The following is a 23,142-nucleotide window of genomic DNA, read 5'->3' as shown; positions in this document are numbered from 1 at the left end:
AACTTAACCAAGATGTGTCCATGAAACTATACTAACTCCATGGTTTCATTCTTATTCCTCCTAATTTATATCTAGTACCAATCTTTTAATTATATAGTATTAGATTATTATTTTTATAAAAAACAAATAATTTAACATAATATACAATTTTAAAATTTTTCTATTATTAATAGTAATCCTACTGATGGAACGCATTATTATTCAGTATAGAACACTTCACTACCACTATCTGTAATGAAGAGCCATTGTGAAGCAGTACTCTCCCTCACAAAAAAACACCTCAGATTATAAAATCCGAAGTGTTTTTCTGTAATTACTGTACTTGCCAATAATCGCTTCAAGAATTTGTAAATCCAAAAAAGCTTTTAGTATCCCTATGCAGCTCGAAGCTGCGTTTTAATCTGAGCGAGGGTTACACCAGATTGGGCTTGCTTGTAGATATACTCAATCCAATGTTGCTGTTTCTGCCGACGATATTGATGTAATCCATCAAAGAGATTGCCTTGTCCACTGTAAATACAGCACATCGAAACAAACGAGAGCAGTGCCAAATAACGATCGATAGATTTCGTAGATCGAAATTGATATCGATCCATGCCAAGATGCACTTTCGCAGCTCGAAAATAGGCTTCAATCGACCAGCGTTTGCTGTAATAACTCAAAATTTGCTCGTTAGATAAAGAAACATCTGTACTTAGAAAAGCTTTCATTTGCTTAGGCTCTAACCCTTCTCCCTCTTTCCAGCAGAGAAGAACAACTCCATTTTCAAGGAAGTTGAGCTTTCCTTCATAGCGATAAACTCGATAATGGTCTGTTCCGATGGTCACGAGATCGGTGTCAGACTTCGAGAAATACGAAGCGAATTGTTTGATCGATTGCCGAATCCCTTGCGGATAAATGATGCGATTCGTCTTTAGGCCGCTAATCACATGGAAACCTTGTTGCGCACTTGTCTGGAGAACAGAGGCCGAAGGATACCACGAGTCTATTAACACATACGTCTTTTGATTGGAAATGGGCACTTGCTTAATCATGTCGCAGGCTAGATCGATCTTGCTTTTGCCCTTGGGTTCATAACGTTCCAATGCAAATGGATACACAACATCACCAGTGCGAAGCATCGTTTCAACCACAGCATGACCATAGACCTGTTTGCCCTTTAGATGAGAATGATGATAGGTCGACCCTTGGATCGAAAAGAGCGCCCGTGACGAAGGCTTTGTTTTCTCACACACAGTATCATCTACAATAACAAAGATAGGACTGTCATTCTATTTTGAATTCCATTTTACTTGCTTAAAAACGATATTACGTACGATTTGCTTTAGGAACTGCTCATTACATTTTCCATGGGATAAGAAATGACTAAGGCTTCTACGATCCCGATTGTGAAGGCTCTCGCGGTGGATATCCGTTAGTGTACCTGAGAAACCTTGGGACAACACGCCATTTACAAAGTGGGTGATATGATTCAAAACCGATTTGGAAAAATACAACGGCAGTTTCCATTGTCGAAAAATATTGTTCCAATTGTGATGTTGTGATAACGTATACATATGAGACATTTCTTGTTCTCCTCTGCGTAGAGTCGTTGGTTGCACTTCTATTTTACACAGAGAGTCAAGGATGTCTCTATTTTTGTATTTATTTTATAGTGAATTTTGACAAGTACAGTTATTAAATTCATAAGTTCGGTGAATCAGGCCTGGTGAGCGGTTATCTATACTATTGTTATTGGTCAGGCCAAGCCCAAATTCTCGGCTCCAAATAAACGAATTACCTACTCTTCCCCTATAACAAATTACCTATAACAGAAGAAGCACCCGAATCTGAGACATTTGGTTGCTTTTTTCAAGAATCTTTCCTAGTAACGCTTCTGCTTTGATCCCTATAAAAACTTTTAAGAAAACTTTAGATTTTTTTGCGAAATACTTTAAAACTATGTCCTATATTTACACTATCAGTTCAAAAGTCTAAATAAATTTATCAAAAGTTAGGAGAATCACCATGAAGTTCATTCTGAAATCGATCGTTAGTAAACGTAGCTGCGCTATACTGCTATCAGCAAGCCTAGCTCTGTCAGCTTCAACTTCTGCCTTGGCAGCAGTTAATGAAGGAGCACCAAATGCTGTTGCTGCGGCAGTAACTCCATCTACTCCGACATTTGACCATGCAATTGCAGGAATTAATGTAACTAAGTATGGCTTTACACTTGTGAAGAAACAGCAGCTAAGTGATAGACAGCAAACAGCGTATTTATTAAAGCATAGCTCAGGTGCACAAGTGCTTTATTTAGATAACAACAGCAAGGACATGTCCTTTGCCATCGGATTCAAAACACCGCCCAAGGATGACAAGGGAGCGAACCACGTACTAGAGCATGCGCTTCTTTGCGGATCAGAGAAGTACCCATCGCGCAATATCCAGAACTACCTCCGCGGCAGTTCCGTTGCCAGCTTGCTAAATGCCATTACGTCAGATGATTACACGATGTATCCTATAACGACGAGAAATCAGAAGGATTTTGAGAATCTGACCGATGTGTATTTGAATGCTGTAATGAAACCTATGCTTCTGCATGAAAAGAACATTTTTCTTCAGCAAGGCGTACGCAAAGAAATCAAGAATGGACAGGTTCAATATAACGGGATCGTTTACAACGAGATGAAAGGAAAAATCAATGGGGGTGGTGACACAGGCCAATTCCTGATGGAACAGCTTTATGACAGCCTTTATGGCGGAAACTCCCTCAACTTTTCGAGCGGAGGAACGATTGAAGGATTAGAGCAGCTCACTTATAACGATGTGCTTGAGGTTTATCGCCAATACTATAAGCCTTCTAATGCGCTCATTTACCTTTCAGGCAACCAGGATCTGAATTGGTCACTTGGCACCATTCACTCTTATCTGTCCAAATATAAGCCAGTGTCAGAGTCCAAAAAAGATATCCGCTCTAACGCCGTACCAAATACACCTTCAGGAACGGTCTATACAGCCCTGCCGGGAGAGAAGAAATCCAATACATACGGTGTCGGTCTGCTGTTTGCTGGACCTTCCATGAAAGATCCAAAGGAAGTCGCTGCAATGGATATTATATCAAGTTTAGTTAATAAGAAAGTATCGAAAGCCTATCCAAGCCTGCTAACCGTCGGCGGGAATGAGGGTGGAATATTTACACAGGGAATTCTTTTTCCAGATGTAGTGGCTGCTGAGAAGGAGCAAGTCATCACGAATTATATGCAGACGCTGAAAAGCTTCACTGAGCACGGCTTTAACCGTGAAGAGCTCAATGCGCAGATCGACCAAAGTATTGAATATTTAAGTTATAGCGGAGATTTAGGAAATATTAGCAATGCAATGGATGGCTTTGCATACGCCGATAATTCATTACTTTATCTGGACAAAGCTGCTTACTATAACGAGCTTTTGAAACCAGAGGCAGTAAGCTATCTGCAAAATATCGTCAAACGCTATTTCCTTGATAATCCGCATAAAAGTACAATTATAGCCGAAGGCAACAGCCAAAACAAGCCTTCTGCTAAGAAACCTGCCCCTGAGAAACAATACAGTAAAGCTGAGCTGGTAGCCATTCAGCAGCAATCGGAGGCTTTTGAGAAATGGTTGGCTACGCCTGAATCTACCGAAGTCTTACAAGCAAATCCCAAACTCGAGCTCGAGGATTTCAAGCAGTCTTCACTCGACTTCAATGTTACGAAAGAGGTCATCGATCAAATTGTTTATACACATACCAACTTGGATATGAATGGGGAGTTCACTATCTCCTTAGGATTTGATCAATCTATTCTGGATGCTTCACAGGCGATTGAAGCCAAATTGCTGACAGATGTCTATAATCAGGTTCTTCAGGAACGAAACATCAACGGAATCAGCTTCTTCACCATCACCTATGGCAAGTATAATGATAACTCACAGTATCATCCTACACTAAATGTCATGATTCATGGCAAGGAAGCTGAACTCGGAGCTCTATTGAAACAATTAGCAGCGCTCTTAAGCGATTCAAGCATTCTTGACTCGAGCAAGCTGGGAGATCACCTGACGGAAATTGAGCAAAATGTACACTACAATGTGGTAGAAGAAGCCTTCATATATGATTACGCCATATCTGGCCAATCTGCAGCCAATCGGTATAACAACTTGGCCAACGGTCCCACTGGCAATGGCTCCTTGTCTTATTTGCGCTATCTGCAAGAAATCAACTCAAGCAAAGACAAGCAAAAAGCAGCCACGAAGAAACTCTCTACAATTCGAGACATGGTATTCAATCGCAATGGTTTAGTGATAGATGTGAATGGCAGCAATGCCTTCTACAAGCAAGCGAAAGAAGCGATACTGCCCGTACTAACTGAGTTAAGCAACAAAATTTATCCTAAGCCAGCAATCAAGCTGCCTACGGCTAATAATTCAACAGCTCTTGTCGACTCAAGCCGTACAGAGAATGTGGCAACTGTGATGCAGGCAGGCAATCTCTCGAACTCCAAGATTCCTTACTCAGGCAAGCTGAGAGTTCTGGCCAAATACTTGGAAACGTATTATGTGATGCCAGCAATGCGTGATATAGGCGCATACGGTGGAACAATGCTAATCGGTCAAGATAAAAGTGTGACGCTCACTGCTGCTCGAACCCCGGATATCGCAGCATCCATCCAAGTGTTTAACGGGCTCGGTAAATTTCTGCGTGAATCGAATCTGACCCAGCAGGAGTTAGATAGCATCATCATCAACACTGTGAATGAATTCGATTTATACAATAGTACAGAAGATGGCGGTATGCAAGGAATCGGTGCACAAATGCATTACGAGCAGTTTTCTAAAGCAGATCTAGAGCGGGATCGTCAGGAGATCCTCTCAACGACGTTAGAGGATTTGAAGGCTTATGCTCACCCCCTTGAACAATTGATCTCTGAGAAGAAGATTTTTATTCAGGGAAATCAAACTATGGTCGATCAGTCAGGTATCAAGTTCGAGAGCATAATTGATTTGGATAAAATGAAATAAGACAACACCAGGCTACTAAAGAATCGCTTCATTTTTGCGTCCCTCCTCATTTTAAGATGCAACATTCGTCAGTGGTTTCACTCACTATATGCACGCCAAAACATACTTATCTATTATTGGAATTTTATACTTTACAGGTCGTACGTTGATTTCGTAATGATTTTCAGGTGATTTATCACTAATAAATTTCACTTCAAAAGAGTCATTTATATCACCATCCAAATCATTAAATCTTCCGAAATAGTGCGTAAATTGGATAGGTGGTACTCTTATTGGCAGTTTTAAATTTTGCTTGAAATGCTGTTCCAAATCTGTTATAGCTTCTTGGACATTTTTATATCCAATTTCATGATAAATCTGTTCAAATGATTGAGGCTTATCGTCTGAATTTGCATATACTGTCCCACTAATTGCTATAAAAATTAAGATACTAAATACAATAGCAACAAAAGAGAACCCTTTCTATTCATTTACATCATCCTAAATTATTTTTAGGTGTATCTTTCCCATCATAATTGCAAATATCCTTATTTAAACAACGTTGTTTGAATGATACCCATACAATGAATTTAGATAAACGCAAACTATCATAAGTATCAGTTATTTTAAATGAAAATGATGTTAGTAGAGGTTCTTTTATATTGTGTTTTTACATTGCTACGACTATCAACAAACAAGAACAAAGCAAGGTAATTGTGGAGATATTTGGTAGTCACATCTTTAAAACGGTATATCCATTGTTCCATCCGAGAATGAAAATCAACATTTTTATTTAACAGTGCAAAAAGAAAAGAGACTAGCACATATTAGTCATATCAAATATGTGCTAGTCTCTTGTTTTTAAATGTTTCAATCATTTAGGTCTTGATAAAATTACATCCAGTGACCCCTCTGTTTTTTTATTTTCTCCACATCTAAATGATCATTAGCTACAAGCTTTTGTTGGCATGATATTTTTCAACTACGATAGAAATGAATAGTTGTAAGGCTAACTGTTTATCAATTTTTCCTGTCTTCATCTGAAGGTCATATTCAGATAGCATTGAAAGAAATAGTCTTAGTGATTCTTCCGTAAAATGTGTTTGATGTCCAATTGCTTTCTTAACTGAGAAAGGATGAATTTTTAGCTTCGCAGCTAATTGCTCTTGTTTGATCCCTTCTTCTAATAAGAATTTCACCTGAAGCATGATACGGAAATGTCTTATAAAAAGAGCAAGAATCTTAATTGGTTCTTCGCCTGCAGTAAAGCAATCAAATAAGATTCGATATGCTTCTTTCACATTACCCTTTACCACATGATCTATTAGACTAAAGACATCCCTATTTAAAGAAGGAGAGGCTAACAACTCTATGGTTTCTAAGGTAATAGCTCCTCCTTTACCTACATAAGTGGCCAGTTTCATTATTTCACTTCGTAATTGCGAAAGATCATTCCCAATTAGTTCTGCAAGATAAGCAGCCTGGTTAAGTGGAAGTTGTACACCGTTCTCCAACCCTTTTTTTGAAATCCATTGATGCAATTGATTTCCTTTTAATGATTGGCAAGAAATAATACACGCCTTTTCTTTTAATTCTTTTACGATCTTTTTCCGTTCATCTAATTTTTCACTTGGAGCAACAAGTACAAGAGAAGTAAACTCTGGTGGATCCGATAAGTACTCCAGCAATGAATCCATATTATGATCGAGCTTGCCCTTATTACCAGTAAGAAACGTTGCGTTGAACGCACATACTAGTCTTTTATTTGACAGGAAAGGAATCGTCCCAGCTTCCATAACGATATCTTCAATGGAAGCTTCATTACAATCATATTGTCCATAGTTCATATCACCGTACTCTGAATCAACCAACTTTTTTCTTAAGAAGCGGATAAACTCACGGATTAAATAAGATTCTTCACCGAAAAGGATATATATCGGTTGGATTTTATCGTTTTGAAGGACTTTTAACAAATAATCGTATTCACCGGCAACATGATGGCATTCTAGAACAGAACTGCATTGAACAATAGTTTTTCTGAACTCTTCGATATGTTCGGTTTGATCAATATTGACAAAAATAAAGGACAACAGCTGCATTTCGTCTTTACTAGATTGATTTTTATTGTGTATGCTTCAATGATTTCCGCTTCTTCCATTTTTCTTATTCGCTCTGATACTGCCGGAATAGAGAGACTCACTCTTTTACTTATTTCGGAAGCTGTTATCCTGCTATTTTCTTTCAAAGCATCGAGTATCGATAAATCAATCGCAACCAAAATATCCACCTCATAGCTTAAATGATAAATATGATTGTATTTATAAATTGAATTTTTATATATAATTTTATGAAAATCATTAAATGTTTAAGTAATTGGCGATTTAATATTTATTTTATGAATAAAAGTTCAGTGAACGAAACACTGAACTTAAAAATTTTATGCCGAAAGATCTTTCGGGCTAATCTCAATAATCTTTATGCTACATACCTCTCATTTACCAAGACAACCTTATTTCCAATGATATATGAATCATATAAACCGTCATGTTCACTCCTGACAAAATCTTCACTGTTTATGAAAGTAGGTACTAGTGCTTTAAGAACATAAAACGAGTCTGAACCTGCTAGTAATTCGTCACGTTCCTCCTTTTCGTTACCTATCACAAAATTGTTAGGGGCTGTAAGATCTTGTTTGAACTCTGCATAGTCCACTAGAATACTAACTCCGTCTTTTCCTAATGTAGCTTCTTTTATATCTCCCTGTTTATGAGTAATCCCAGGAAGATTAGTAAGTAACGTCTGATTCATATTGCACCGATTTTCAAGCGTGGCTATCTCCCTCACTATAAATTGGTTTTCACCCTCTAATTTCTCAATTATTTCTTTTTGAACGGTTAGTTCCTTTTTCAGAGCATCTAGTTGTGTTTGTAAGTGTTTCATTTCATTTGTCGCAATTTCTATTTGTTCCTCATTCTCTTTGATATCATTACTTGTACATCCCATCAGTAACAATACAAGAACATGTAACATAATTAGCTAATAAAATCTCATAACATCTTCCTCTCTTTAACAGCAAGTGAGATAGCCTAACATGCTACATGTTATTGATACCATCATCTGGATATTCCATGAAGTCATTAGCAGGAAAGCAACCATATTTCCGTCAAAACTGGCAGAAATATGGTTGCTTCATGTCATGAGCGTGTATGGTTATTCTCCCGTGACCGTATTATTTTTTCTTCTGAACAATCGCCACCGTGCATCTCGAAATACAAATTAGTTTTTCTTCCTCGTCAACAATTTTGATATCCCATACCATCGTGGAGCGTCCTTTATGTAAGGGAGTAGCGATAGCGGTTACGATACCATCTTGCTTACCCCTAATGTGATTTGCATTTATTTCGAGACCAACCGCCATTTCATTCTCCTGATCAATTAAATTCCAGGTTGCTAAGCTGGCGATTGTTTCAGCTAGTACTACAGACGCTCCTCCATGAAGCAATCCAAATGGTTGATGTGTTTTTCCGCAAACTGGCATAGTGGCAGTTGCTCGTTCTGCAGACACTTCCCCAATTTCAATTCCTAACGCTCCCATGATCGTATCTTCCAATGGCTTCATATTCATGCTTGTCATCTCCTTCGAAAATGTAATACCTCAATCTCAAACAAGTTAGTTATAAAAATAATACAATAGTCTGAAAATAATGCAAAGGGAAGGGTATGAAGATAAAAGAAAAGTAGGATTCGGTCTACACTTGGATAGATCGAATCCTACTAAGAGAGAATGTAAGGATCACATTCTTATTAGATTTTATTATGCTTCCTCCGATACTTTACCTATTGGCTTGGAAGTTTTGATTTTGTATATAAAGTAATAATATTTATAGATGGTTAGTAAGACCAATATAACTCGAACGAATATAATATCCACCATAAAAAATGAAAGTAGTGTCATCAAATCGGATATTATTAAAATTCTAATTTTCGCCGGTAGTGATAAAGCGCGTGTGGTGACATATCCATGTAAATATTTTTTATATAATTTGGTCTGTTTAAACCAATTATCAAATTTTTTGGACCCTTTTGCGAAACAAAAGGAAGCAATCAAGAAAAAAACGGTTGTAGGAAGTACTGGCAGAATGATACCCACGATACCAATTCCTATGAAGAGAAAGCCTGCTGTGATAAACATAATGTTCCTGATATTCCTCATGTAATCAACCCTGCCTATCTGACTCGGTTCTTCTATCTTACGTTTATATGTACAGATGCTTATATAATATTATCATAATTATTTACGTTAATCTTATAATTAGTAACAATTCTCCCAAATCATCACAATTATTATTTGAAGATAAGATATATATAACGAAAAGGAGTCATTTCAGAAAGTATATCAATAAGTAGGGTGGTCTGATACGAAATCTAACGATAACCTCTCAAAACCACCCTTCTTGATTAATTAATTGTTGCCGAGTCCGATTGATGGACCAAATACTTCAAAGCGAATTTGTTCTTCTGCTAACCCATTCGCCTGGCAACACTGTACTACATGATTCATAAATGAAGTTGGTCCACATACATATACATCTGCCTCTTTTGATACATGCTTGCCGATCCATTCCTTCGATAGTAAACCCACCACATCTGGCTGATCAACAGGTATCGGATTCGAGTAAATGGTGGTAACTTTGAGATTCATATGGCTTCGTGCCAACGATTTGACTTCTTCCGCAAAAGGATGTACATCACTATTTTGAACACAGTGAACAAAATGAATGGGACGAGTATCTGCTTTTGCTACATGCAGCATTGATAATAATGGTGTAATTCCGACCCCACCAGCTATAAAAACAACAGGAGTATTTTCTTTTCCTTCATATACAAAATTACCTGATGGAGATGCAGCCTCGAGTGTGTCGCCCATTTTCCAATTATTATGTAGCAGTCCGCTCACAATACCCTGTTCTTCCTTTTTTACGCTAATTCGATAGTACTCTGAGTTAGGTGCCATAGATAAACTATATTGTCTTGGTTGCTTGTACGAGACACCTGGTACATCAACCTGTACGCTAATGTATTGTCCCGCTTGATGAACGGGAAGGGTCTTATCATCTGGACGCTTCAAATAAAAAGATTTAATATTTGAACTCTCTTGTACAATTCCCGTCACAATAAGCGGTAAATATCCTTCCCAGCCATTTTGTTGTAAGGTCTCTTTCACTTGCTTATTTTCTAGAGAAATAAATACATCTGCAATTGCACCATATGCTTCTGCCCACGCATTTATAATTTCATCAGTAGCCTGATCCCCAAGTACCTCCTTGATAGCTAATAGTAGGTTTTCTCCTACAATTGGATACAATTCAGGTGTTACATGAAGACTGCGATGTTTGTGAACAATGTGCATGATCGCTGGTTCCAGCACATGAAGCTGATCAATATTTTTTGCGGCTGCAAGGACAGCTTGTGCAAGGGCTATCGGCTGCCCTCCTGCTTTTTGGTTCGATTGATTAAAGAAATTTTTAACTTCAGGATTTCTTTCGAACATAGTTCGGTAAAAAGTTTCCGTAATCGTTACGCCATGTGTTTCTAAAACTGGGACAGTTGCTTTTACAATAGAAATCGTTTTATCAGATAGCATTTTGTAAGTTCCCCTTTTAAATGTGTAAACTTTATGCACATTTAAAATAACATAACTATGCTATATTGTATATATAAAATGCACATTTGTTTGATATAATGAGGAGGAGATAGCAATTATCATAGTTTCAATAAGGGAGATTTATCATGCGTCTATCCAAATTTAGTGATTTTTCCTTTCGAATCTTAATTACTCTGGCTGCATCTCCAGATGAACTATACACCGTTGAAAGACTTGCGAGTGAACTGGAACTGAGCCTGAACCACTTAAAAAAAGTCGTCCATCTCTTGGCTAAAGAAGGGTATATCAAATCTACAAAAGGAAGATACGGTGGGCTACGACTAGGAAAACGTCCGGATGAAATTAATCTAGGTGAACTGTTAAAGCTTACAGAAGGGGATTTTTCGCTTGCGGAGTGCTTCATGGAAGGTGGAACATGTACACTATCCCCTCATTGTAAGTTAAAGGGAGTTCTATCTATTGCAATGCGTAACTTTTTGAAAGAATTTGATAACCGTACCTTACAGGATATTATATGGTGATACAAATGCGGATAACCCATAGGTTAGTGGACAGAATTTTGACATAAAACCCATGACAATACATTTTACGGAAGGAAAAAGACGGTTTTCCCTACTATAAGGGGAAAAATCGTCTTTTTTTTATTACTAGAAGCACTCTTTGTAAAATCTGTTATCCGCCATATAAAGAACATAGATTTTTTACTTCTCTAAAACAGAGTAGGTTTATAAAGCTAAATGTGTGATATCGCTTCTTTAATATATTTATAAAGCTCTCCATCTACTCCATGTTGAAGTGCATTATTGGGATTCTCTGCATAAAAACGTTCAGCAGCTTTGACAATCTCTGGGTCACCACCGGTAAACCTCTTAGTCAATTCTTGCCAACGATTGGCCAAATTCATAACTTCCTGATGATTAGCCGGAGTTTTCCTATCAAATTCAGTACGAATTTTAGCAATTAGCTCAGACCATTGGTTTTCGATTTTCTTTTCTTCTTCCGGACTGAAATGTCCAGTCTGTTTTTTCATCTTTTCTATTTGTTCTTGCGTAAAGTATTTTTCACTCAGATTGATCACCTCTATTAATTTAATAAATTGTTCAGGCTGAACTTCTTGTTGGGTCGCAAGGAGCTCATACATGCCTTCTAGCCTACTGTACAACTGTTCTTGTACTTCAATTTGCTTTTTAACCGATTCTAGCTGTACTTTTATTATTTCAATTGGATTAAAATTAGGGTTTTCAATCGTTTCTTTAATCTCTTCTAAAGTAAATCCTAATTGCTTGAGCGAGAGGATTTGTTGTAATTTAGCAACATCTGCTTCGTTATAAATTCTATGTCCGGAATCTGAAACCTCGGATGAAGAAAATAAACTAATCTGGTCATAGTGGTGAAGTGTACGTACCGTTAAACCGGTTTGCTTTGCTAATTCTCCAACTTTCCATTTTCTATTTATGATCATCCCCTCATTTCGTACGATTAATTATTACCGGCAGCTTTACTATACAACCTGACGTTGCGTTAGTTTCAAGCCACTATTATTTATTTTCTTACGAGTGATAAAATCTCCAGTATTTTCATATGTATGGTACCCACTGTAACGATCGATAAAAGTGAATATAATACCGATAAGTAATACACTTACCCAGGTACTGCGCATCACATCACGTTCTTTGTAGCCAGAGCCATTGTCTCCTGTGTTGTTTGTTTTATGACCGTATTGGAAGATTCTCGGCATTTCTTTCAGTAACTTGTTGTATATTAATTGCACCTTTTGCTTTTTCTTAGCTGATTGTGCCTATTATTATTTCTATTGCTTGCTTACTCTTTCTTCGAGTAAACCCACACCGGATAAACAAACCTTATTAGTTATGAAATAAAACCCACTTACAGGCATTCTAATCGAAATTTCGCCTATTAAGTGGGTTATCTAATTTTCTAATCGATTCGAGTAGCTTCTATCGCTTCATTATTCTGATAAATAATAAAATGCGTTACTTTCCCCTCTTGAGCCCTGACAAATTCCACTTCTACTGGGAGATGTCGGAGAAAATAACGAGTCTCGGAAGCGGGATACATTTCAAAGTGTACCTGACCTTCAATCTGGGTATAAAGGTGACCAGCTTCAGTATAGATAGTAGCTCTCTTCTCACCAGCTATAAGATATGTTCCAACATAGTGATTGTATACGTCCTTGTTAATCTGAGCTACCTTCTTCTCTTTCTCACGTTCTGGTACCGTAAATGGTTGATCAAATAAGATATTTTCAACTGAAGCAATGATTTCTTGGTCATACTCTACCGGATTTTCTCGATTACTCAGGAAAATAATCGTCTTTTGTTGATCGATATAACGTGTCATGGAAGTTGAATAACCAGGCCATCCTCCACCATGACTTACCATTTTTCCCTTTTCTGCATGTCCTTCAAGAATCCAGCCGAAACCATAATCAAACGTTTCATTATTGGATAATTGTCCGGGTGAGAAAGCCTCAATTAGAGAAGATGGTTTTATGATTTTATTCTCATATAGTGCCTGATCAAATGCGAATAAATCACCTATCGTAGAATTAATAGCTCCATCTCCTTGAACGCCATCTAGGTATACAACGAAATCTGTCTCAGGAACATCGTCAGGGAGTTTGTATTGACCGGAGGCGATATCGTACACGTAGCCGTACGCATAATTATCTATTTTCTCCTCTTTGTACCTTCTGTTATATACCCTTGTATTTTTCATGCCAAAAGGAGTAAAAACATTCTCTTTCATATAATCTGCAAAGCTATTTCCCGTAATCGTTTCAACTAGTAACGCCAAGATAATGTACCCTGTATTACTATATAGAAATGTCTCGTTAGGCGAGAAAACAGCCGGAAGCTGATATTTGATCAACATATCAAGTACATCTTTGTTTGTAACGATTTTGGAATGATCCCAATGGTTTCGCAAGGTTTCCATGTAATCTGGCAATCCGGATGTATGAGTAAGTAAATGACGAATGGTTATCCCTTTGTAAGGAAGTTGTGGTAACCATTGTTCTATTAGGTCATCATAGTTTATCTTTCCTTGCTGCTGCAATAAAATCATTGCTATTGCTGTAAAGGGTTTGGATAAAGAAGCTAACTCAAATACAGAATCTAAGACTAGTTTCCGCTCTGTGGTAAAATCGGCGTATCCAAAAGCTCCTTGGTACAATACTTTACCTTTCTCTGCTACCAGAACAGCACCGTTACAATCATTCTTGATTTGGAGTGTAGCAAACAAATGTTCTAACTTTTGTTTTTTATTAGTCATGAGATCATCCCTCCGCTAATTACAGTTCACAAGTAAGTTATTTAAATTGTTTAGTCACCTTACTCATTAAAGAAAAAGAATTGGTTGTTCGTTCATAGTGAAAAACAACCAGATTTCTCTTGATGCATGACATAATCTAAGGTTTACTTCTTCTAGATGCTATCGAATAGGAATTACTCAGGTTGTAATTCTTGTTCTACAATATCCCTTAACTTAAGTGTGAGATTTTTTAATAGAATCACCTCTTCCAAATCTAATTTGGAATAAAAACGCCGGATGATGTCTTGTTCTACCTGTTCTTGCTTAACGAAATACAGAAATCCTTGCTCGTCTAATTGAACGAGAATTTCTCTTCGATTGCTTTGATTAATTTCACGCTTAACATAATGCATTTTCTCCAATTTACTTATAATCTGACTAATGGCGCTGGAGGAGACATCCATTTTCTCTGCCAGTTCACGAACTGTTATGTTTTTTTGTTTATGAATCAGTTCTAGAAGAAGCGCTTGCTTAGTTGTTATTTCATCATGTAACAAATTACGGTACTCATGCAGTAAAAGCGCATTAATTGTGTATTCTGCTTCATTCATTTCTTTTACGCATGCAAGTAACGTATCATTCAGTTGTGAACTCACTACATGTAAACCACCTTTATTGTTAAGATAACTTAATTATAAAGGTGTCGATATTATTAGTCAACCTACAAAGCACCCGCTCGTGTACAAAAACGTGTACAACTAGCAGGTGCTCTCGATGATTTCTCTCTATTCTTTATTCTCTCTCTATTTTCCGTCCGTCGCTTCTCTCTATAATAATCTCCCAACTCACTATCACACGTATCTCTATCTCTTTTGTAGGTTTCTTATCTGTTTAACGACTCAATCTCTATTTTTATCTATGATTGAGGGCATTTTAGCTGATTATTCTTCTGGATTTAACATGATTTTTACGCCTTCTTTGCGGTTAAAGTGCGCAAAGGCATCTTCCCATTTCGTTAGTGGATATACAGCGCTTACCAATGGTTTTACATCAAGAATTCCTTGTTCAATCAGTTTAATTGTAGTATTCCAAGCAGATGGTTTTTGGCTTTTCGAACCAATGATTGTGATCTCTTTTTTGTGGATCGCATAGAAATCAGTTGGGATTGGAGTAACAAACACACCCATGCTAACAAATACACCTAGTTTAGCAAGTACTTTAAAACCAGTATCTACAGCTTTTGCTGCGCCAGCACATTCAACCACGTAGTCAGCACCATAACCTTCTGTCAGACCTAGAACGATTTGCTCAAGATCTTCTTTTTGTTGGTTAACAACAGTTTGGATACCGAGAGATTTTGCTAATTGCAAACGCTCTTCATCATGAGTTAGCCCAGCAAGCACAACATGTGCACCTTGACATTTTGCAACCATTGCAGCTGCTAATCCGATTGTACCAGGTCCAAGTACCACAACGACAGCACCAGCAGGAATATTGGTACGCTCGATAAGTCCATGAACGGCGCAAGCAACAGGTTCAACTAGTGCTCCCTCTTCAAAACTCATGCATTCTGGCATATGCATTGCACTTTCTGCCGGAATAACCAAATATTCAGCAAAACCGCCATTTGCAATGGAACCGATCCCTTTTCTTTCTATACAGTGGTTGTAATTCCATGTACGGCAGTATCTGCATTTACCGCAAACATGGTAAGTAGTTTGACCAATTACACGATCTCCTGACTTAAAGTTGGTTACGCCTTCCCCTACTGCATCAATAACCCCGGACAATTCATGGCCCAGTGTTACAGGAGGTTGAACTGAAGACTCTTCTGCATGTGTATACTCCATATCTGTTTGGCAGATACCCGCACGTTTCACCTTGATACGAACTTGTCCAGCCGCAGGTACAGGTACAGCCACATCTTGTAATGCTACATTTCCAGACCCTTTTGCGAATTTAACTAGTGCTTTCATGTTGTATCTCTCCCGTCTGATTATCGATCTGATATTTGAATTAGACACATGTGCGCATTTTCGCCACCAATTCCCCATAGTCAGAATCTGGTCCCTTAAAGATTGCTGAGGTTCCCCCCACTAAAAAGTTAGCTCCTGCCGCAACAGCTTCGGGAATGGTTCCGCTGTGAATATTACCGTCAATTTGAATCAGCATATTGTCTAATCCCTTGTCTTCACATAGTTGTTTTAGCTCGGCAATTTTAGGTAGAGTAGCACGAACAAAGCGTTGACCGGCAAAACCAGGATCTACTGTCATCACGAGTACCATGTCAAGAAGATGAATGATTTCTTTTACGTAAGAAATTGGTGAGCTTGGGTTTAGGGCAACAGATGCTTTAATCCCATGATCACGAATCATACTAATAGCACGATGCAAGTGCGGTGTGCTCTCCGCATGAACGGATATAATACCTGGACCAAGATCGATGAATTCTCGTAAGAATCGCTCTGGCCTCACCATTGCCAAGTGAATATCTAACGGGATACTCGTATATTCCTTGATTTGCTCTAACACATACGGTCCCATTGCTAAATTATGTACATATTGTCCATCCATGACGTCGCAGTGTAGGTAGTCGATTTTTGCTTGTTCAAGCCTGTCAATCTCCTGCTTCAAATTTAATTGATCAGCACACATGATGGATGCTCCAATTGTAATCAAGAAGCAATCACCTCCTTGTACGTTACATGTCTATTTCAATCTATAGTGACATTGCAACCACCAAAATATGATCAGAGCAAGTTACGATTTAAGCCAATTTTCGAATGCTTTCATATTCTCTTCTGTCCTTCCTTTTTGAAAAATGGCTGAACCCATTACAATATCTTCTGCACCAGCCTCTACAAAAGATGCAATATTACTTTGATTAATTCCTCCATCTACTTGAATGGTATAAGAATAACCATGTTGCTCTTTTAGTTGTGCTAATTCTTCAATTTTCCCTAACATGTCAGTAATCGATTTCTGCCCACCGAATCCTGGATTCACACTCATTACTAACACAATATCAACCATACCCAGCACATGTTTACACATATCAACTGGTGTTCCTGGATTTAAGGCAATCCCAATCTTCTTTCCGTATGAAGCAATTAATTGTAAAGAACGATGAACATGAGTCGTAGCCTCTACATGTATCGTAATTCTATCTGCCCCTGCATCTACAAATGCCGGAATATATCGATCCGGTTCTTGAACCATCATGTGAACGTCAAACTCTGCTTTACATAATGAACGCATCATCTTGATTTGATCTGGTCCAAAGGACATATTGGGTACGAAATGACCGTCCATAATATCAATATGCAAAACAGGGATGCCATACTGATCCAACAGAGCCAGCTCTTCTGACAGGTTTCCTATATCAGCGGCAAGCAGGGATGGTGAAATAACTACGGACATAATCTACCTCCTTACTTGTGAGTAAGATCAATTGCAGAAACTGTTTCATCCTATTACATCTTGCAAACAATGTGCCATATTTGTAATGGCTGATTTTGTGTTACAAAACATACTATTGATAGAAATTTCAATCGACTTCCTTTATCGTTTGATAGTGCCACATGGTGCGTAATCAACTATCTACCGTCCAAAAATAGGGCTAGATAATAAAAAGGCATGCCACTGTTGGCATGCCTTCCCTTTTATACTCTGTAAACGAAACCAGCTGGTTCAATACTACATTCCAAACTGGATACTCATATATTCTTCCCCGCTTAACGTCTTTATTGTGAAGGTATCGTCCTGATACACTCCGTACGTATGGGGATGATTTTCTTTTGGTATGGCAAGCGAGCCTGGATTAATAATGTACAAGCCCTCTGAAGCTTTTGCTACCGGAACATGAGTATGCCCATGAATAAGCACATCACCGTTCGATAAGTAAGGATGATTATTTTCGTGATAGATATGTCCATGAGTAATGAGCAAGCGTCGTTTTTCGGTCAAAATGATATGGTAATCACTCATCATCGGGAACTCGATCAGCATTTGGTCAACTTCCGAATCGCAATTTCCTCGTACCGCGATAACATTATCCTTAAATCGGTTCAAAAGATTTGCCACTTCCGCAGGTAGATACTCCTCTGGCAAAGCATTTCGAGGTCCATGGTACATAAGATCACCTAGAAGAATAAGATAATCGGCTTCTTCTCGCTCGAATGCTTCTATACCCTTTTTCGCAAAGGTAAGTGAACCGTGAATATCAGATAAAAATACAAGTTTCATTCTGTTCCACCTCTGATGTATGTCCTACCTTGTACTGATGTTAGTAATTTCGTTTCCGGTATACTACATTGCGACGCTTTATTTTAATCATTTTAAACAGATATAAAAGCATAAATAGATTGAGGAAACTCCAGCCAACTGTAATACCATACAGAGCGATCTTGTTTTTCTCTTCCGGTAATGATGCCGCTAGTACCTCCGCTTTTTCCTCTTTTTTCTCCGCTTTTAGATGAAGAATCGTTTTATCCCCATTTTCGAACTGGACTACTAAATCTCCCGTATTTTGAATTTCCGTAGCATAGGTTTGATCTTTAGGAACCGTTGCATAAAGATTAGATTCTGCAAAGAATTTCATGGGTTCTTCTTTTTCATTTTCTCCCGTGTAGACAAAGGATTGTCCACCCGTGGCGATTTGCTGTGTTTCATAATTGGCAAAGCCGTAGTCCAATAGAGCTGTCACGTCTTTATACGAAAAGGCACTAGATGGTGCTTTCATGGTGACGGCAATAAGTTCAGTATCTCCACGTTTCGCAGTGACAACCAGAGTATTGCCAGCTTGGTCGGTAAATCCATTTTTGAGTCCAGTGGTTCCCTCATAATTTCGAAGCATTTTATTGTGATTAACCAGGACGGTATCCCATTCCTGCTGATGCCATTCATATGTTTTCGTCCCTGCTATTTCACGCAGAAGGGGATCAGCCATCGCATAACGTGAAATTTTGGCCATATCATAAGCTGTTGTATAGTGGTTATCATCATGAAGACCATGGGGATTCGTGAAATTTGTATTTTGCACGTTTACTTTTTCTTTTAAATAGTTGGTTACCTTTTCTGAAAAGACTTCCGTGGAGCCATCTAAATGCTCCGCTATTACGATAGCAGCATCATTTCCAGAATGCATGATCAAGCCATAAAGCAAATTCTTCATACTGACCGATTCGCCTTCTTCTAAGTAAACTCGAGTGCCTTCCGCATGCCTTGCTTTTTTGGAAACGATAGCCGTATCATTTATTGCTCCTCTTTCAATCGTATAAATAGCTGTAGCAATCTTGGTAATACTAGCAGGATATAACGGTTTATGTGGGTTTTTTTCAAATAGTATAGTCCCGGTTGTTCCGTCCATCAAAACAGCTGATTCACCATTTATCATTTCTGGTGTAAGTGTGGCTGGTTGCTCGGCAAAAGCTTGTCCTGTTCCAAAAGCAAAAAAGGATAAAGCTACAGTAAGTATTGATGTAATCCATTTCTTCATAAGAGCGAGTCCTTTCTATGAACTATCTACGAACTAGTTACAATCACTCTACCAAACGATCGTTACAGTGAACAAGTGTAGAGGGTTCATACAAGTGAGTTCAAGTAGTTGTACATAAGGTGAAAATGTGTGATCTATATGTAGTCTGTTTCAGAATTACTTTCTAGAAAGGGTGTGGCTAATGGATTACCGTTCAAATAAGGACACAATGGGCGAAGTTCGTATTCCCAGTGAGGCTTATTATGATGCACAAACAGTAAGAGCCATTCATAACTTTCCCATTAGCGGGTTACGATTACCTCGTTCTTTTATTAAAGCACAAGGAATCATTAAAGCTTCAGCGGCTGTAGCGAACATGGAAGTGGGTATGCTTCCCGAAAACATCGCACGTGCAATTATTAAAGCGGCTGAAGAAGTAATCGACGGTAAACTGGACGATCAGTTCGTCGTCGACGTATATCAAGCTGGTGCTGGAACATCTCAAAACATGAATGCGAATGAGGTGATTACGAACAGAGCAATTGAACTCCTAGGCGGTCAAAAAGGTGATTTTTCCCTGATTCATCCGAATGATCATGTAAATATGGCTCAATCTACTAATGATACCATTCATGTAGCGATCAATATAAGTGCGGTCGATCAGGTAAAAAATGGTTTGCTTCCATCCCTTCATCGGTTGCAGTATGCGTTGAAAAAGAAAGCAGGACAGTTTATGCCGATTATCAAATCGGGTAGAACGCATTTGCAGGATGCTGTTCCTATTCGTTTAGGTCATGAATTTATGGGTTACTACGAACAGCTTATAACCGCTGAAAAAAGCATCCGCCTTGCCCTAACCCAGTTATATGCGATAGGAATCGGCGGTAATGCTGTAGGGACTGGAATTAATGCTCACCCTGATTTTTCCGAACGAACACTAAATGAGATCGTAATCAGGACGAACGAGCCATTTAAACAGCCACGAGATCGATTTGCCTTTATGCAAAATACACTTGCAGCAATCCAACTTAGTCATGCACTGAAGGAACTAGCCATTCATCTTATCAAGTTATCTAGCGACATCCGTTTATTAGGATCTGGTCCACGTACAGGTTTGGCTGAATTACGAATTCCTCCTGTGCAACCAGGCTCATCCATCATGCCAGGAAAAGTAAATCCTGTTATGGCTGAGATGTTGTATATGGTGTCTGCACAAGTTATAGGAAATGATGCAGTCATCACAGCATCATCGTTAGGTGCACAGCTTGAGATTAATGTGATGATGCCCGTAATTGCCTATAATCTGCTTCATTCACTGGAAATCTTGACCAATGCAATAGAAGCTTTTCATGAAAAATGTATAGCTGGCCTTGAAGCAGATGAGGAACGATGCCGCTATTATGTTGAACACAGCACAGCTCTCGCTACCTCCCTTAACCCGAAAATCGGGTATGAACGCGCAGCACAGATTGCCAAAACTGCTCATGCGGAAAACAAAACCGTACGAGATATTGCATATCGGGATACAAATGTGAGTAGTGAAGAACTCGATCTCTTGCTCGATCCTGAAAAACTGGTCTAGCTAGAAAAATTCGTCGGTTATCACATGAAAATCATATTAGAAATAGCCTCGCTCTCTTTACCGAGGCTATTTGTGTTTACCTGTATCAGAAAGTATAAACTTCGGAGCTTCTCAACTTGATACACATGAAAATCATCCACTAAGGAAGGACCAGCTTCATCGAATAGACTTCGATAGAAGTTTTTCTTATCTGCCTTATCGCAAACGCTTACCTAGCAAATCATTAATCATGCGGAATTTTGGATTTTCAAGAAAGGCTTCTTCATAACCAGAGAAATGTTCCTTATACAGGGCTGCTGCAGAATCAAAATCCTGTTTCACATACAATGAAAAGATTTCTTCCAGCTTCTCTTCCAAATCGGAGTCAAGTTCTGCTGGCGTCATGATTTCCTGGCGTAAATTATTCATTAGCTCATCTAGTTGGTTGGTAACGGTAGAAGCTACATGCAATTGTTCCAAGACATCAGTCGGAATATTACCGTCATATTTATATCGTAATTCATGTTCATTCGTGGCCCAAAAATTCATCCCTAACGTACGAATTTGTAATTCACATGGGAGCACTTTCTTTTCGTTTCCATAATAAACCGTGTAAGACCCGATTATATGTATACTTCTATATCCAGATTCTTTCGGATTAGAAATATAATCTTTCATCTCGTGCACAACCAAGTCTTCTCGTTCCATCAGAAGTTGTTGTACTTCTCTCACATCATCAATATAACGGCAGACAACCCGAATTCCCGCTATATCAGTAATCTCTTCACACAGACGTTTTTCCCAGTCGTCCTGGGTAAAGTCAATTTCTCTTAGTAGCGCTTTTCGAAGTAAACTGTCCGTTTTCTTTACTCTTCCAACCACGAACTCTATCGGAGAATAGCGACCACTTTTTAGGAATCCATATTTGATACCTTTTATTTTTAACTTAATCTCATCAACAGCTTGTTCATAGGGAGCCAACATAGATACTAATCGATTCAGTACTTTTTTGGGTATATGTTTATCAATGTTTTTTGTTTGGCTCATAACTTGTGAACCTCCAATACTCGTGCTGGTACATAGTGTTCTTATATCATCTAGGAATTCGACAACCTTAAATTATTATCCTCCATGACATTCTCTTTTGTCCAGTTAGCTAATTAAGTACATGTGAAACTTTTTAGTACAGAAGTACCCAACTAATACATAACGCTATAGTCAGATAGCATAGAGTGGAGGTATATAATAGATCGATCGTTTTTTTGATGTGAGTGGGTTGAATAATTTCAAGCGGATCACCCATTTTTGCACGGTTGGAGACAACACCTTTATATGTATTTCTCCCACCTAGCTGGATTTTAAGAGCTCCTGCAACGGAAGCTTCCGTCCATCCACTGTTTGGGCTTGGATGCTTTAGGGCATCTCGTAGTCCAATCCGCCATGCTGCTTTCCAGTCACTTTTTTGTACCCAGGACGCCATTACCAGAAACAAAAAGGTAACACGTGCAGGAATAAAATTACAGATATCATCCAAGCGAGCTGAAGCCCATCCTATATGTTGATAAGTTTCGTTTTTATACCCAACCATAGAATCAAGTGTATTCACCGCACGATACGCCATGGCAAGTGGAGCTCCCCCAATAAATGCAAAGAACAGTGGTGCTGTTACTGCATCCACAATGTTTTCCGCTACGGTTTCAATAGCTCCACGAGATATGTCACGACTATTTAGTTTTTCCGTATCCCGCCCTACTACCATCGATAATTCAAATCGTGCTTCAGCTAGATTGTTTTTCACCAAAGCTTGATAAATCTTCATTCCTGCTTGGCTTAAGCCTTTAGTTGCAATCGTAGTTGAAATTAGCAAGATTTCAATAGCAATCGCGAGCCACGGGTGAATCATTGCTAAAAGCTGAAGAACTTCATATGTCAGCAAGAAAACGCCACATACGATTAGCAAGGGAAAAAGCAAACCTAATAGACGGCCAGTTACCTTAGCCGAGGCTCCCTTTTTCACTAAGTGCTGATTCCACTTTTGAATAGATTTATCCAAAACACTGATCCCTTTTCCTATTCCAATAACAGGATGAGGTAACCATTTTGGATCTCCGATTAATAAATCTAGAAAATAAGCAGCAAGTAATTTAATACCAATAAAAATATTCATGA

General features: G+C 38.5%; 22 protein-coding genes and 1 pseudogene. 3 read left to right on the top strand and 20 right to left on the bottom strand.

Going from position 1 to position 23,142, the window contains the following annotated elements; all coding sequences use genetic code 11:
- Positions 1–374: 374 nt before the first annotated feature.
- Both LM917_RS05850 and LM917_RS05845 read right to left on the bottom strand, forming a co-directional pair.
- The gene (locus tag LM917_RS05850; protein ID WP_309241935.1) at positions 375–1,250 is read right to left on the bottom strand and encodes a transposase; all 876 of its coding nucleotides are present in this window, start codon (positions 1,248–1,250) and stop codon (positions 375–377) included.
- A gap of 21 nt (positions 1,251–1,271) precedes the next feature.
- Positions 1,272–1,565, bottom strand: coding sequence for a hypothetical protein (locus tag LM917_RS05845; RefSeq protein WP_232696535.1), 294 nt, complete (start codon positions 1,563–1,565; stop codon positions 1,272–1,274).
- 442 nt (positions 1,566–2,007) lie between these two features.
- On the opposite strand from LM917_RS05845, the gene LM917_RS05840 reads away from it, so the two are divergent.
- On the top strand, positions 2,008–5,019 hold the full coding sequence (locus LM917_RS05840; protein ID WP_232696534.1) for an insulinase family protein: 3,012 nt from the start codon (positions 2,008–2,010) through the stop codon (positions 5,017–5,019).
- 559 nt (positions 5,020–5,578) lie between these two features.
- Here LM917_RS05840 and LM917_RS05835 read toward each other — a convergent pair.
- From LM917_RS05835 to hmpA, 7 genes and pseudogenes are all read right to left on the bottom strand, one after another.
- Positions 5,579–5,780 (bottom strand): annotated as a pseudogene (locus tag LM917_RS05835) (IS1595 family transposase); the annotation flags it as partial.
- 168 nt (positions 5,781–5,948) lie between these two features.
- Positions 5,949–7,097 (bottom strand): DNA polymerase III subunit delta, encoded by a 1,149-nt coding sequence (holA, locus tag LM917_RS05830; RefSeq protein WP_232696533.1) that lies wholly within the window; start codon positions 7,095–7,097, stop codon positions 5,949–5,951.
- A complete protein-coding gene (locus LM917_RS05825; RefSeq protein ID WP_232696532.1) occupies positions 7,004–7,285 on the bottom strand; it encodes an Lrp/AsnC family transcriptional regulator in 282 nt (93 codons plus the stop codon). The genes holA and LM917_RS05825 overlap by 94 nt, the downstream gene beginning before the upstream one ends.
- Positions 7,286–7,473: 188 nt before the next feature.
- Entirely contained in the window at positions 7,474–8,028 is a 555-nt protein-coding gene (locus tag LM917_RS05820) for a hypothetical protein (protein WP_232696531.1), read from the bottom strand.
- Positions 8,029–8,227: 199 nt separating this feature from the next.
- Entirely contained in the window at positions 8,228–8,623 is a 396-nt protein-coding gene (locus tag LM917_RS05815; RefSeq protein ID WP_304502579.1) for a hotdog fold thioesterase, read from the bottom strand.
- A gap of 189 nt (positions 8,624–8,812) precedes the next feature.
- Complete coding sequence (locus LM917_RS05810; protein WP_232696530.1) at positions 8,813–9,211, bottom strand: YbaN family protein; 399 nt, start codon at positions 9,209–9,211, stop codon at positions 8,813–8,815.
- 249 nt (positions 9,212–9,460) lie between these two features.
- The gene (gene hmpA, locus LM917_RS05805; RefSeq protein ID WP_232696529.1) at positions 9,461–10,642 is read right to left on the bottom strand and encodes an NO-inducible flavohemoprotein; all 1,182 of its coding nucleotides are present in this window, start codon (positions 10,640–10,642) and stop codon (positions 9,461–9,463) included.
- A gap of 146 nt (positions 10,643–10,788) precedes the next feature.
- Here hmpA and LM917_RS05800 point away from each other — a divergent pair, with 146 nt between their 5' ends.
- Positions 10,789–11,184 (top strand): RrF2 family transcriptional regulator, encoded by a 396-nt coding sequence (locus tag LM917_RS05800; protein WP_232696528.1) that lies wholly within the window; start codon positions 10,789–10,791, stop codon positions 11,182–11,184.
- 212 nt (positions 11,185–11,396) lie between these two features.
- On the opposite strand, the gene LM917_RS05795 is transcribed toward LM917_RS05800, so the two are convergent.
- The 9 genes from LM917_RS05795 to LM917_RS05755 form a co-directional block, all read right to left on the bottom strand.
- On the bottom strand, positions 11,397–12,125 hold the full coding sequence (locus tag LM917_RS05795; protein ID WP_232696527.1) for a MerR family transcriptional regulator: 729 nt from the start codon (positions 12,123–12,125) through the stop codon (positions 11,397–11,399).
- Between the two features lie 39 nt (positions 12,126–12,164).
- Positions 12,165–12,434, bottom strand: coding sequence for a hypothetical protein (locus tag LM917_RS05790; RefSeq protein ID WP_232696526.1), 270 nt, complete (start codon positions 12,432–12,434; stop codon positions 12,165–12,167).
- 167 nt (positions 12,435–12,601) lie between these two features.
- On the bottom strand, positions 12,602–13,957 hold the full coding sequence (locus LM917_RS05785) for a serine hydrolase (protein WP_232696525.1): 1,356 nt from the start codon (positions 13,955–13,957) through the stop codon (positions 12,602–12,604).
- A 173-nt stretch (positions 13,958–14,130) separates the two neighbouring features.
- A complete protein-coding gene (locus LM917_RS05780; RefSeq protein WP_232696524.1) occupies positions 14,131–14,592 on the bottom strand; it encodes a MarR family winged helix-turn-helix transcriptional regulator in 462 nt (153 codons plus the stop codon).
- Positions 14,593–14,877: 285 nt separating this feature from the next.
- On the bottom strand, positions 14,878–15,912 hold the full coding sequence (locus LM917_RS05775; RefSeq protein WP_232696523.1) for a zinc-dependent alcohol dehydrogenase: 1,035 nt from the start codon (positions 15,910–15,912) through the stop codon (positions 14,878–14,880).
- Positions 15,913–15,952: 40 nt separating this feature from the next.
- On the bottom strand, positions 15,953–16,615 hold the full coding sequence (rpe, locus tag LM917_RS05770; protein WP_232696522.1) for a ribulose-phosphate 3-epimerase: 663 nt from the start codon (positions 16,613–16,615) through the stop codon (positions 15,953–15,955).
- A gap of 81 nt (positions 16,616–16,696) precedes the next feature.
- Positions 16,697–17,356 carry a ribulose-phosphate 3-epimerase gene (gene rpe, locus LM917_RS05765; protein WP_232696521.1) on the bottom strand — a complete coding sequence of 220 codons (660 nt, stop codon included), beginning with the start codon at positions 17,354–17,356 and terminating at the stop codon, positions 16,697–16,699.
- Between the two features lie 276 nt (positions 17,357–17,632).
- Positions 17,633–18,181, bottom strand: a complete 549-nt coding sequence (gene yfcE, locus LM917_RS05760; protein ID WP_232696520.1) for a phosphodiesterase — start codon at positions 18,179–18,181, stop codon at positions 17,633–17,635.
- Between the two features lie 40 nt (positions 18,182–18,221).
- Positions 18,222–19,433 carry a D-alanyl-D-alanine carboxypeptidase family protein gene (locus LM917_RS05755; protein ID WP_232696519.1) on the bottom strand — a complete coding sequence of 404 codons (1,212 nt, stop codon included), beginning with the start codon at positions 19,431–19,433 and terminating at the stop codon, positions 18,222–18,224.
- A gap of 181 nt (positions 19,434–19,614) precedes the next feature.
- Between LM917_RS05755 and LM917_RS05750 the strand changes: the two genes are divergently transcribed.
- A complete protein-coding gene (locus LM917_RS05750) occupies positions 19,615–20,994 on the top strand; it encodes a class II fumarate hydratase (RefSeq protein ID WP_232696518.1) in 1,380 nt (459 codons plus the stop codon).
- A 195-nt stretch (positions 20,995–21,189) separates the two neighbouring features.
- Here LM917_RS05750 and LM917_RS05745 read toward each other — a convergent pair whose 3' ends face one another.
- Positions 21,190–22,020 (bottom strand): GTP pyrophosphokinase, encoded by an 831-nt coding sequence (locus tag LM917_RS05745; RefSeq protein WP_232696517.1) that lies wholly within the window; start codon positions 22,018–22,020, stop codon positions 21,190–21,192.
- Between the two features lie 133 nt (positions 22,021–22,153).
- On the bottom strand, positions 22,154–23,140 hold the full coding sequence (cbiB, locus tag LM917_RS05740) for an adenosylcobinamide-phosphate synthase CbiB (protein ID WP_232696516.1): 987 nt from the start codon (positions 23,138–23,140) through the stop codon (positions 22,154–22,156).
- Between the last annotated feature and the right edge of the window lie 2 nt (positions 23,141–23,142).

Origin of the sequence: Brevibacillus daliensis, from assembly GCF_021245735.1 — a bacterium.
GTDB classification, from domain to species: Bacteria; Bacillota; Bacilli; order Brevibacillales; family Brevibacillaceae; genus Brevibacillus_B; species Brevibacillus_B daliensis.
The sequence above is the reverse complement of the archived record's forward strand: the minus strand, read 5'-3'. Positions and strand labels throughout refer to the sequence as shown.

Coding starts and splice junctions, on each gene's coding strand:
- LM917_RS05845 (WP_232696535.1), bottom strand. CDS start 1,565: ATGTCTCATATGTATACGTTATCACAACATCACAATTGGAACAATATT.
- LM917_RS05840 (WP_232696534.1), top strand. CDS start 2,008: ATGAAGTTCATTCTGAAATCGATCGTTAGTAAACGTAGCTGCGCTATA.
- holA (WP_232696533.1), bottom strand. CDS start 7,097: ATGCAGCTGTTGTCCTTTATTTTTGTCAATATTGATCAAACCGAACAT.
- LM917_RS05820 (WP_232696531.1), bottom strand. CDS start 8,028: ATGTTACATGTTCTTGTATTGTTACTGATGGGATGTACAAGTAATGAT.
- LM917_RS05815 (WP_304502579.1), bottom strand. CDS start 8,623: ATGAATATGAAGCCATTGGAAGATACGATCATGGGAGCGTTAGGAATT.
- LM917_RS05810 (WP_232696530.1), bottom strand. CDS start 9,211: ATGAGGAATATCAGGAACATTATGTTTATCACAGCAGGCTTTCTCTTC.
- hmpA (WP_232696529.1), bottom strand. CDS start 10,642: ATGCTATCTGATAAAACGATTTCTATTGTAAAAGCAACTGTCCCAGTT.
- LM917_RS05800 (WP_232696528.1), top strand. CDS start 10,789: ATGCGTCTATCCAAATTTAGTGATTTTTCCTTTCGAATCTTAATTACT.
- LM917_RS05795 (WP_232696527.1), bottom strand. CDS start 12,125: ATGATCATAAATAGAAAATGGAAAGTTGGAGAATTAGCAAAGCAAACC.
- LM917_RS05785 (WP_232696525.1), bottom strand. CDS start 13,957: ATGACTAATAAAAAACAAAAGTTAGAACATTTGTTTGCTACACTCCAA.
- LM917_RS05775 (WP_232696523.1), bottom strand. CDS start 15,912: ATGAAAGCACTAGTTAAATTCGCAAAAGGGTCTGGAAATGTAGCATTA.
- rpe (WP_232696521.1), bottom strand. CDS start 17,356: ATGTCCGTAGTTATTTCACCATCCCTGCTTGCCGCTGATATAGGAAAC.
- yfcE (WP_232696520.1), bottom strand. CDS start 18,181: ATGAAACTTGTATTTTTATCTGATATTCACGGTTCACTTACCTTTGCG.
- LM917_RS05755 (WP_232696519.1), bottom strand. CDS start 19,433: ATGAAGAAATGGATTACATCAATACTTACTGTAGCTTTATCCTTTTTT.
- LM917_RS05750 (WP_232696518.1), top strand. CDS start 19,615: ATGGATTACCGTTCAAATAAGGACACAATGGGCGAAGTTCGTATTCCC.
- LM917_RS05745 (WP_232696517.1), bottom strand. CDS start 22,020: ATGAGCCAAACAAAAAACATTGATAAACATATACCCAAAAAAGTACTG.
- cbiB (WP_232696516.1), bottom strand. CDS start 23,140: ATGAATATTTTTATTGGTATTAAATTACTTGCTGCTTATTTTCTAGAT.